2 protein-coding genes are annotated in these 10,464 nt (G+C 74.1%); both read left to right on the forward strand.

Going from position 1 to position 10,464, the window contains the following annotated elements; genetic code table 11:
* The first annotated feature begins 44 nt into the window (after positions 1-44).
* The gene (locus ABZU75_RS31130) at positions 45-9,422 is read left to right on the forward strand and encodes an SDR family NAD(P)-dependent oxidoreductase (protein WP_355561870.1); all 9,378 of its coding nucleotides are present in this window, start codon (positions 45-47) and stop codon (positions 9,420-9,422) included.
* 14 nt (positions 9,423-9,436) lie between these two features.
* Positions 9,437-10,464 (forward strand): beta-ketoacyl synthase N-terminal-like domain-containing protein (locus ABZU75_RS31135; protein ID WP_355561873.1); only part of this gene is annotated, 1,028 nt, incomplete at its 3' end.

The following is a 10,464-nucleotide window of genomic DNA, read 5'->3' on the forward strand; positions in this document are numbered from 1 at the left end:
GGCTTGGAACAGCCTTTCTTGCCGGTTCACGATATGGAGCGAAGATGAGTCTCGGCCATTCGACGTCAAACGAATGGGGAATCGAGCCGACCGACGCGATCGCCATCGTCGGAATGGCGTGCCGGCTGCCGCACGCGCCCGATCCCGGCGCGTTCTGGGACCTGCTGCTCCAGGGACGCTCCGCGATCACGGAGGCGCCCGCCGGCCGCTGGGGTGAGGCCGGCCCGATTCCCCGCTTCGGCGGGTTCCTCGACGACGTCGACCGGTTCGACCCCGAGTTCTTCGCGATCTCCCCACGTGAGGCGGCCGCGATGGATCCGCAGCAGCGCCTCGTCCTGGAGCTGGCCTGGGAGGCACTCGAGGACGCCCGGATCCTGCCCGCCGACCTCGCGACCACCTCCACCGGCGTCTTCGTCGGCGCCATCGCCTCCGACTACGCCGCCCTGCAGCACCGGCAGGGGACGGACGCCATCACCCGCCACACGATGACCGGCCTCAACCGCGGCCTCATCGCCAACCGGGTCTCCTACGCGCTGGGGCTCCGCGGCCCCAGCCTGACCGTCGACTCCGCGCAGTCGTCGTCCCTGGTCGCGGTCCACCTCGCCGCGACGAGCCTGCGCGCGGGTGAGTCCACCCTCGCGATCGCGGCGGGTGTGAACCTGAACATCGTCGTGGACGCCACCATCGCCGCCGAGAAGTTCGGCGGCCTGTCACCCGACGGGCGCTGCTTCACCTTCGACGCCCGTGCGAACGGCTACGTGCGCGGCGAGGGAGGAGGCGTCGTCGTCCTCAAGCCGCTGGCCCGGGCCGTCGCCGACGGAGACCGGATCCACTGTGTGATCCGCGGCAGCGCCGTCAACAACGACGGCCACGCCACCGACCCCACCGGTGGCCTCACCGTGCCGAACCCGGACGCGCAGGCCGAGGTGATCCGGCTGGCCACCGAGCGCGCCGGAGTGGCACCCGATGCGGTCCAGTACGTCGAACTCCACGGCACCGGAACCAGGGTCGGAGACCCGATCGAGGCCGCGGCGCTCGGCGCCGCGCTGGGTGCGGGACGTGCTTCCCAGGACGCGCTCGTGGTCGGATCGGCCAAGACGAACGTCGGGCATCTGGAGGGCGCGTCGGGAATCGTCGGCCTGCTGAAGGTGGCGCTGAGCATCGGGCACCGGCGGATCCCGGCCAGTCTCAACTTCGAGACGCCGAACCCCGACATCCCCTTCGACCGGCTCAACCTGCGCGTGCAGTCGGGCACCGGCCCCTGGCCACGGCAGGAGCGGCCGCTCGTCGCCGGGGTCAGCTCGTTCGGCATGGGCGGCACCAACTGCCACATCGTGCTCGCCGAACCACCGCCCGCCCAGGCAGGTATCGATCCGGTTCCCGAGGCCGAGGTGATCGCGTGGACGCTGTCGGGGGCGAGCGAGGCGGCGCTGCGCGGTCAGGCGGCCCGGCTGCACGCCTCCCTCACCGCACGTGACTCCTTCGATCCGGCCGGCGTCGCGCTGTCACTCGCCACGACCCGGACGGTGTTCAGGCACCGGGCGGTGCTCGTCGGAGAGCGCGCCGAGGCCCTCGACGGCCTGCGGGCACTCGCCGGGGGAGACCAGGCGGCCTGCCTCGTACGGGGCGTGAGCCGGACGGCCGGCGGCACGGTGTTCGTCTTCCCCGGGCAGGGATCCCAGTGGGAGGGCATGGCCGCGGACCTGTCGCGCACCTCGCCGGTGTTCGCCCGGCACCTTCGGGCGTGCGCGGACGCGCTCGCACCGTACCTCGACTGGTCGCTGACCGATCTGCTCACCGGCCGCCCCGGCGCGCCCCCGCCGGAGCGGGTGGACGTCGTACAGCCCGCTCTTTTCGCGGTCATGGTCTCGCTCGCGCGGCTGTGGGAGTCGGCCGGCGTCCGCCCCGACGCCGTCATCGGCCACTCCCAGGGGGAGATCGCCGCCGCTCACCTCGCCGGTGCCCTCTCGCTCGACGACGCCGCCGCGATCGTCGCCCTGCGAAGCCAGGCCATCGCCACCATCGCGGGCACCGGTGCGATGGCCTCCGTCGCGCTCGGTGCGGGCGAGGTACGCGAACGGCTGGCTCGCTGGAGCGACCGGCTCGGCGTCGCGGCGGTCAACGGTCCCGCCTCCACCGTGGTCTCCGGTGACGCCGAGGCGCTCGCCGAACTCCTCGCCGGATACCGCGACGAGGGCGTCCGGGTCCGCGAGATCCCCGTCGACTACGCCTCCCACTCGCCCCAGGTCGAGCCGGTGCGCGGGCGCCTCCTCGACGCGCTGGCCGGGATCCGGCCCCAAAGCTCGGCCGTCGCCTTCTACTCCACCGTCACCGGTGGCCGGCTCGACAGCGCCGCTCTCAGCGCCGACTACTGGTACCGCAACCTGCGCCAGAGCGTGGAGCTGGAACAGGCGGTCAAGGCCGCCGTCGCCGACGGGCACCGCGCGTTCGTGGAGAGCAGCCCGCACCCGATCCTCACCGAGGGCGTCCGGGTGAGTGCCGACGACGTCCTGGCGATCGGTACGCTCCGGCGCGGCCAGGGCGGCCTGCGGCAGTTCCTCACCGCTCTCGCCCAGCTCCACGTGGACGGCGGAACCGTACGCTGGCCGGATGTCATCGGCGCCGGGGCGGTGCCGGTCGACCTGCCCACCTACGCCTTCCAGCGCCGGCGTCTGTGGATCGACACCTCGTCCGCGCCCGCCACGCGCCCTGAGATCCTCAAGGACGCCGAGGAGGCCCCGGCGGCAGGGGACGTCCCGGCCTCGGCACTTGCCGCACGGATCGAGGGGCTCGGTGATCAGGAGCGGGACCGCGCGGTCCTGGACCTGGTCCGGACAAGCGCGGCGATCGTGCTCGGCCACCCGGCGGGGGACGCGGTCGGCGAGGATCTCACGTTCAGGGACCTCGGCTTCGACTCGGCGGCGGGGGTCGAGTTCCGTGACCGGCTGGCCGCGGCGACCGGGCTGCGCCTGCCCGCCACACTCGTCTACGACCGCCCGACGCCGCAGGCCGTCGCCGCCTACCTGCGCGACGAGGTCGCCGGTGCCGTCCCGGGCCGGGAAGCCCCCGCGTCGGCGAGGCCGGTGGAAGGCGAGCCGATCGCGATCGTGGCGATGAGCGGCCGCTGGCCCGGCGGAGCCGGGACGCCCGAGGAGCTGTGGCGGCTGCTGCTGTCCGGCAGGGACGCGATCGGCGGTTTTCCCGACAACCGGGGCTGGGACGTGGAGCGGCTCCTGGCCGCGGACGGGCCGGGCACCTCCGTCACCCGGGAAGGCGGCTTCCTGCACGACGCCGACCGGTTCGACGCCGCCTTCTTCGGACTGAGCCCGCGCGAGGCCGCGGCGATGGACCCCCAGCAGCGACTGCTGCTCGAAACGTCATGGGAGCTCTACGAGCGGGCCGGGATCGACCCCTCCAGTCAGGGCGGCAGCCGTACCGGAGTGTTCGTCGGCGTGATCCCGCAGGAATACGGCCCGCGCCTGCACGAGACGTCGCAGGGCTACGAGGGGCATGCCCTCACCGGCACCCTGAGCAGTGTCGCCTCCGGCAGGCTCGCCTACACACTGGGGCTGGAAGGCCCGGCGATCACCGTCGACACCGCCTGCTCGTCCTCCCTGGTGGCCATGCACCTGGCGATCCAGGCGCTCCGCGCCGGCGAGTGCGAGCTGGCCGTCGCCGGTGGGGTCACGGTGATGTCCACGCCGGGCATGTTCACCGAGTTCAGCCGCCAGGGCGGGCTCGCGCCCGACGGCAGGTGCAAGCCGTTCGCGGCCGCGGCGGACGGCACCGCGTGGTCGGAGGCGACCGGACTCGTCCTGCTGGAACCGTTGTCGGCCGCCCGGCGCCGTGGGCACCGGGTGCTCGCCGTCGTCCGTGGCAGCGCGGTCAACCAGGACGGCGCCAGCAACGGGCTCACCGCTCCCAACGGCCCCTCGCAGGAGCGGGTCATCCGCGAGGCCCTCGCCGGCGCGGGACTGTCGCCCGCCGACGTCGACGCCGTCGAGGCGCACGGGACGGGGACCACGCTGGGTGATCCGATCGAGGCACGGGCACTGCTGGCGACCTACGGACGCGACCGCGAGGGCAGCCCGCTGCTGCTCGGCTCGTCGAAGTCGCACATCGGCCACACCCAGGCAGCCGCGGGCGTCACCGGCGTCATCGCGATGGTCCAGGCCCTCCAGCACGCGACCCTGCCGCCGACCCTGCACATCGACCGGCCGTCCACGCACGTCGACTGGACGGCGGGCGCCGTCTCACTGCTGACCGAGGCCACCGCGTGGCCACGGACCGGTCGCCCCCGCCGGGCCGCCGTCTCCTCCTTCGGTATCAGCGGCACCAACGCCCACCTCGTGCTGGAACAGGCGCCAGAGGAGACCGGGACGTCCGAGCGTACCGACGAGCCCGGCCTCACCCCGTGGATCCTCTCGGCGAAGTCCGAGGACGCGCTGCGCGAGCAGGCCGCACGGTTGCGGGCGCGAGTGGCGGCCGATCCCGCACTCGGCGTATCCGACGTCGGGTTCACCCTGTCGGTGGCCCGCGCCGCCCTGGATCACCGCGCCGTCGTGCTCGCCACCGGCCGAGAGGAGTTCCTGGAGGCGCTGGACTCCCTCGCCGCCGGTGGAGTCACCCCGGCCGTCGTGCGCGGCACCGCCGCCAGACCGGGCGGGCTCGCCTTCATGTTCACCGGCCAGGGCAGCCAACGTCCCGGCATGGGACGAGAACTCGCTGCGGCCTTCCCGGTGTTCGCCGACGCCCTCGGCGCCGCCGCCGCGCACCTGGACGGCCACCTCGACCGCCCGATCCTCGACGTCATGTTCGCCGAACCGGACAGTGCCGGCGCCGCGCTGCTGGACACGACCGCGTACACCCAGCCCGCTCTCTTCGCCTTCGAGGTCGCGCTCTACCGGCTGGCCGAGTCCTTCGGTCTGCGCCCCGACTACCTCATCGGCCACTCCGTCGGCGAGCTCGCCGCCGCCCACGTCGCGGGTGTCCTGTCACTGTCCGACGCCGCGACCCTCGTCGCCGGCAGGGGCAGGCTCATGCAGGCGGTCGAGGCCACCGGCGCGATGGCGGCACTGCAGGGAACGGAGCAGGAGATCCGGGCGCTCCTGGCGGACCACCGCGGCGAGGTGGACATCGCGGCGGTCAACGGTCCCGACTCCGTGGTCGTCTCCGGAGACGAGGCCGTGGTGGGGGAGATCGTGTCGCGCCGGCGCGGGGAGGGCCGCAGGGCCAGGCGGCTCCAGGTCAGCCATGCCTTCCACTCGCCGCACATGGACGCGGTGCTCGACGACTTCCGGCGCATCGCGGCGAGTCTGGACCTCGCCGCGCCGCGCATTCCGGTGATCTCCAACCTCACCGGCCGCCTGGCCGCGGCCGACGAGCTACGCGACCCCGGCTACTGGGTCCGGCACATCCGGCATGCCGTCCGGTTCCGCGACGGCATCGCGACCCTGCGCGACCTCGGCGTGAGCGACTACCTCGAACTCGGTCCCGACGCGGTCCTGACCGCCCTGGCCCACGACTGCCTCGCGGGAACTCCGCCGCGCACCCTGGCCGCCGCGTCCCGCCCCGACCGCCCGCAAGCCCAGACGTTCGGTACGGCCCTGGCCCACCTGCACGTCCACGGCGTGAACGTCGACTGGCGGGCGGCTCTGCACGGCCGCGACGCGAAGCTGGTCGACCTGCCCACCTACGCCTTCCAGCGCCGCCGGTTCTGGCTGGACACCTCCCCGGCCGTCTCCGGCACGGCCGCCGCGGGGCTGGAGACGGCCGGGCACCCGCTGCTGGACGCGGTGGCCGACCTGGCGGGCGGCGAGGGCTCGCTGCTGACCGGACGCCTCTCGCCACGCACCCAGCCCTGGCTGGCCGACCACGTGGTCTCCGGCGGCATGCTGCTCCCCGGCACGGCGTTCGTCGAGCTGGCCCTGCACGCCGCGGACCGGCACGGGGGGCTGCGCCTCGACGAGCTGGCACTGCAGGCACCCCTGGTGATCCCGGAGCGCGGCGAGGTCTGGGTGCAGCTGTTCACCGGCGCCGACGACGGTTCCGGCCGCCGCCCGCTCGCCGTCCACTCCAGGACCGGCCCGTCGGAGAGCTGGACCCGCCACGCCACCGGTGCCCTGACCGCCGCCACCCCCGCGCCCAGGCAGGAGGAGGCCGGCGCCTGGCCGCCGCGGGGAGCGGTCCCCGTCGATCTGGAGGGCCTGTACGAGCGGCTCGCCGACCAGGGATACGAGTACGGCCCCGCCTTCCGCGGGCTGGTGGGAGCGTGGCGGCTGGGCGACGACATCCTGGCAGAGGTGCGGCTGCCGGACGAGCACCTCGCCGAGGCCGCCGGGTACGGCATGCACCCGGCCCTGCTCGACGCCGCCCTGCACGCGGTCGTCGGGATCGCCCTCGTAGCCGACGAGCGGGGCATCCGCCTGCCGTTCTCGTGGAACGGGGTGTCGCTGGAGGCGTCGGGCGCGACCGTGCTGCGCGTGCGGATCACACCGACCGGCCCCGACACGGTCGGGATCACCGCCACCGACGCCACCGGCGCGCCCGTCGTCTCCGTCGAGTCCCTCACGTTCCGGCCCGTCGCCCCCGGGGGGCTCGGCGCCCCCCGTACGTCGAGCCACGCGATGCCCTACCGGCTGGACTGGGTGCCCGTACCCGCCGCCCGGACGCCGATGCCGGCCCGCTGGACGGTGGTCGGAGCCGGCCTCGACATACCCGACGTGCCGATGGCCGCCGACCTGGAGGCGCCACGGGCGGCCGTTCCTGATCTCCTGCTCATCTCCGCGACCGGCGGCGGCGCGGCGCCGGACCCGGTGCTGCCGCAGGCGCTGCACGCCGGCACGGTCACCACGCTGGACCTGCTGCGCGAGACGCTGCTGGACGAGCGGTTCGCGGCCACCCGGGTGGCCGTCGTCACCCGGCGCGCCGTCGCCGTCCATCCGGGGGAGGACGTCGAGGATCTCGCGCACGCCGGGCTCTGGGGACTGGTCCGCACGGCACAGACCGAGTTCCCCGGCCGCGTCGTCCTGCTCGACCTCGACTCGCACCCCGGGTCACGAGCGGCCATCGCGGCGGCACTGGCCACGGGTGAGAGCCAGCTCGCGGTGCGCCGCGGCGAGATCCTCGTCCCCCGGCTCGCCCGGCCGGCGGCGGACGACGCCCTCGACCTTCCCGACGAGGCCTGGCGGCTGGACGCCACCGGCTCGGGCACGCTGGCCGACCTCGCGCCGCTGCCCGCTCCCGAGGCGGAGCGCCCGCTGGCAGCGGGAGAGGTCAGGGTCGCGCTCAGGGCCGCCGGGCTCAACTTCCGCGACGTGCTCATCGCTCTCGGCATGTATCCCGGCGACGCCAGGATCGGCGCCGAGGGCGCGGGCGTCGTCGTGGAGACCGGGCCCGGTGTGACCGGTCTGCTGCCCGGCGACCGCGTCATGGGCCTGGTCCAGGGTACCGTCGGCCCCCTCGCGGTCACCGACCGGCGCTACCTGACGCGGATCCCCGCCGGATGGTCGTTCGCGCAGGCCGCCACCGTGCCGGTGGCCTTCCTCACCGCCTACCACGGCCTCGCCGACCTGGCGGGCATCCGCCCCGGCGAGCGGCTGCTCGTCCACGCGGCCACCGGCGGCGTCGGCATGGCCGCCGTCCAGCTCGCCCGGCACTGGGAGGTCGACGTGTACGGCACCGCCGCGCCTGCCAAGTGGGGCACCCTGCGCGAACAGGGACTTGACGACGGCCACATCGCCTCCACCCGCACCCTCGACTTCGAGACCGCGTTTCCCGCCGTCGACGTCGTTCTCAACTCCCTCGCCCACGAGTTCACCGACGCGTCCCTGCGACTGCTGGCGGACGGCGGCCGGTTCGTCGAGCTGGGCAAGACCGACCAGCGCGACCCCGTCCAGGTCGCGGCGGCCCACCCGGGCGTCACCTACGAGGCGTTCGACCTGTTCGAGGTGGACCCCGGCCGGATCGCCGAGATCCTCGACGTGCTCGCCGACCTGTTCGACAGCGGCGCCATCTCGCCCCTGCCGGTCACCGCCTGGGACGCCCGGCACGCCCACCACGCCCTGCGCCATCTCAGCCAGGCACGGCACACCGGCAAGCTGGCCGTGACCCTGCCCGCTCGCCTCGACCCGGCGGGCACCGTCCTCGTCACCGGCGGCACCGGAACGCTGGGCGTCCGCACCGCGCGCCATCTGGTCACCAGGCACGGGGTCCGCCACCTGCTGCTCGCCGGACGCGGCGGCCCGGACGCGCCGGGCGCCGCGCGACTGCACGCGGAACTCACCGCGCTGGGCGCCGAGGTGCGGATCGCCGCGGTCGACGTCGCCGATCGCACCGGCCTGGCCGCGCTGATCGCCTCCGTACCGGCGGGACACCCGCTGACAGCCGTCGTGCACGCCGCCGGCACGCTCGACGACGGGGTCCTCGGCTCGCTCACCGCCGACCAGGTAGGCGGAGTGCTCCGGCCCAAGGCCGACGCCGCCTGGTACCTGCACGAGCTGACCCGCGATCTCGACCTGTCCGCCTTCGTGTTGTTCTCCTCCGCGGCGGGCATCCTGGGCAACGCGGGCCAGGCCGGCTACGCCGCCGCGAACGCCTTCCTCGACGCCCTCGCCCACCACCGCCGCGCGCACGGCCTGCCGGCCACGTCACTCGCCTGGGGGCACTGGGCGGAGAGCAGCGGCATGACCCGCGACCTCAGCCGGGCGGACCTGGCCCGGCTGGCCCGCGCGGGCCTGCCCGCCATGCCGACCGGGTACGCGCTCGCCCTGTTCGACGCCGCGCTGGCCATGCCGGACCCGGTCGTGGTGACGGCCAGGCTGGCCCCCGAGGCGACCGGTTCCCCGCTGCTGCGAGGACTGGCCCGGAAACGGCCCCGGCGGATCGCCGTACCGGCGGCGGGGACGGCCTCCCTCGCCGAGGAACTGGCCGGCCGGCCGGAGACCGACCGACTGCGCAGGCTCCTGGCACTCGTACGGTCCACCGCGGCCGCCGTGCTCGGCCACCCGGACCCCGAGACCATCGCCCCCGACCGGGGGTTCCTCGACGCCGAGTTCGACTCGCTCAGCAGCATCGAGCTCCGCAACCAGCTCGACAAGGCCACCGGGCTGCGACTGCCCACCACCCTCGTCTTCGACCATCCCACGCCGGTCGCGCTCGCCGCGTACCTGCGGACCCGGCTTGTCCCGGCTGAGACGCCCGAGACGCCCGGCCCGGAGTCCGAGCTGGACCGAATCGAGGCGGCCCTCGCCGGCGGGGCCATCGACTCCGGCACGCGAGAGCGGGTCCTGGTCCGGCTGAACGACCTGCTGACCAGGTGGGGTGGGCCGAGACCCGCTCCGGAAGACGATCTCGGGCGCATCGACGCGGCCACGAACGACGAGATCTTCGAGCTCATCGACAACGAACTTCGCCTCTCGTGAAGGGCACCCCTCCCATGGCTGATGAAGAGAAGCTCCGTACCTATCTCAACCGGGTGACCCTGCAGCTCCAGCAGACCCGGCGGCGCCTGCACGAGGTCGAGTCCGCCGGCAGGGAGCCGGTCGCGATCGTGGGAATGGCCTGCCGCTTCCCTGGCGGGGTCACCTCGCCGGAGGACCTGTGGCGACTGGTCACCGCGGAGCAGGACGTGATCGGGCCCTTCCCCACCGACCGCGGCTGGGATCTCGGCGGCCTCTACCACCCCGACCCGGACCGCAGCGGCACGTCCTACGTACGCGAGGGCGGATTCCTGTACGACGCCGCCGAGTTCGACGCGGAGTTCTTCGGGATCTCGCCGCGCGAGGCGCTGGCGACCGATCCGCAGCAGCGGCTGCTCCTGGAGACCGCCTGGGAGGCGCTGGAGGACGTCGCCGTCGACCCACTCGCCCTGCGTGGCAGCGACACCGGCGTGTTCGTCGGCGCCATCGCCCAGGAATACGGCCCCAGCCTTCACCATCGGCCGGCGTACAACACCGACGGCTACGTCCTCACCGGTAACACCACCAGCGTGGCGTCGGGCCGGATCGCCTACACGTTCGGGTTCGAGGGGCCCGCGGTCACGGTCGACACGGCGTGCTCGTCCTCACTCGTCGCCCTGCATCTCGCCGCTCAGGCGCTCCGGCTCGGCGAGTGCTCCTTCGCACTCGCCGGAGGTGCCACGGTCCTCGCCGCGCCCGGGATGTTCATCGAGTTCTCCCGCCAGCGCGGGCTGTCACCCGACGCCAGGATCAAGGCGTTCGCCCGGGCGGCGGACGGCACCGCCTGGGCCGAAGGCGTCGGGCTGCTGGCACTCGAACGCCTCTCGGACGCCCGCCGCAACGGCCACCGGATCCTGGCCGTGTTACGTGGCAGCGCGGTGAACCAGGACGGTCGCAGCAGCCAGCTCACCGCGCCGAATGGTCCGTCGCAGCAGCGGGTGATCCGGCAGGCGTTGGCGGGTGCGGGGTTGTCGGTCTCTGAGGTGGATGTGGTGGAGGCGCATGG

The organism is Streptosporangium sp. NPDC005286, from assembly GCF_040607515.1.
Lineage (GTDB): Bacteria > Actinomycetota > Actinomycetes > Streptosporangiales > Streptosporangiaceae > Streptosporangium.